Genomic DNA, 1,619 nt, shown 5'->3' with positions numbered 1-1,619 from the left:
CACCTGGCTCGACTACTACAACCTAGAACGAGCCCACCTCGGCATCAGAGGCAAGACCCCCATCGACCGAATCAACAACGGTCGAGGTCAGTACAGCTAGCCCCCGAACGAGTCGATCGTCAAGTCCCTGTCTGATCGCGGGAGACGGCGAGAGACTGCATCCGCCCTCGTCGATCGGAATGCCCCATGAGCTCACCCACCCTCACCTCCACCGCCGCTCTGCCGCAGGCCCGCGGTCCTCTCAGCGACGCGGTGCTTCGCCGCCTCACGGGCGCGACGGATGCCCTCGATGCCGACGCCGTGAACGCAGCGCTCGACGGCGTCGCAGATCTCGCCCATGACGACGACGTGCAACTGGCTCTGTTCGCGCTCTACGCCTCGGCCTACGGTTCGCTTGCGCAGCTCGACCCCGAGCTCGAATGGGACCCCCAGCTGATCGACGTGCGGCGAGCCATCGAGCGCGCGTTCGAGGCGGAGCTGCGCGCGGCCGTGACCATGCCGGAGCTTCCCGAGCCGACCGTCGACGCCGTCGGCCGTGCACTGTTCGCGCTGGCCGACGCCGATACCGGCCCCAGCCTCTCGCGGTATATGGCCAGGAAGGCGACCGAGGAACAGGCGCTCGAGTTCTTTATGCAGAGGTCGGTGTACACGCTGCGCGAGGCCGACCCGCACTCGTGGGCCATCCCCCGCCTGACCGGACGCGCCAAGGCCGCGCTCGTCGAGATCCAGTCCGACGAATACGGCGGAGGGCGTCTCGACCGCGTGCACGCGCACATCTTCGCCGCCGCGATGCGTGGTGCGGGGCTCGATGACACCTACGGCGCGTACATCGACGACGTGCCCGCCATCACACTCGCCTCACACAACATGATGTCGATGTTCGGACTGAACCGCCGGCTGCTCGGGGCCATCGTGGGGCACCTGGCCGCTTTCGAGATGACCTCGTCGATTCCCAACAAGCTCTACGGCGACGGACTGCGACGGCTGGGTTTCGGCGCCGACGTCACCGACTACTTCGACGAGCACGTCGAAGCGGATGCCGTGCACGAGCAGATCGCCGCGCGCGATCTTGCCGGTGCCCTGTCGGAGGATCGGCCCGATCTGCTTCCCGACATCATGTTCGGCGCCGCCGCCTGCCTCACGGTCGACGGCTGGGCCGGTGCGCACATGCTCGGTGCCTGGTTGCAGGATCAGTCGTCCCTGAGGCCGAGGTCATGACTTCTGCTCGCGACGTGCCGACCATCACGGCGTACCCGGACGGACCGCTGATCCTTCGCGGCGACGTGGAGCTGCTGTCGTCGGACGGTGAGCCGATCGAGCGTCATCGTCGCTCGGTGGCCCTGTGCCGATGCGGGTTGTCTGCGATCAAGCCGTTCTGCGATGGCACGCACAAGGCCGCGGGGTTCCGCACCGAGGAGTGACCCAGGTTCGTCCTCAACCTGGACGCAGAAAACCCCCGATTTCTCGGGGGCTTGAATCTGTAGCAGGAGCGGGGCTTGAACCCGCGAGCTCACGATTATGAGTTCGGGTCTGATGCAGGAACAGGTGACATCTAACGTGGCTAGCTGAGAGGGCTGGCCTGGAAGGATGTCATCATGCCCAAGTCGTTTCCCAAGGAG

The 1,619-nt window shown here is 66.1% G+C and carries 2 protein-coding genes; both read left to right on the top strand.

The features are described 5' to 3' along the window. The first annotated feature begins 186 nt into the window (after positions 1-186). Entirely contained in the window at positions 187-1,218 is a 1,032-nt protein-coding gene (locus ACIOSY_RS17860; protein ID WP_400855557.1) for an iron-containing redox enzyme family protein, read from the top strand. Further along, complete coding sequence (locus tag ACIOSY_RS17855) at positions 1,215-1,421, top strand: CDGSH iron-sulfur domain-containing protein (protein ID WP_400855556.1); 207 nt, start codon at positions 1,215-1,217, stop codon at positions 1,419-1,421. The genes ACIOSY_RS17860 and ACIOSY_RS17855 overlap by 4 nt, the downstream gene beginning before the upstream one ends. The last annotated feature ends 198 nt before the right edge of the window (positions 1,422-1,619 follow it).

This window comes from Microbacterium sp. NPDC087665 (genome assembly GCF_044743285.1).
Taxonomy (GTDB): domain Bacteria; phylum Actinomycetota; class Actinomycetes; order Actinomycetales; family Microbacteriaceae; genus Microbacterium.
The sequence above is the reverse complement of the archived record's forward strand: the minus strand, read 5'-3'. Positions and strand labels throughout refer to the sequence as shown.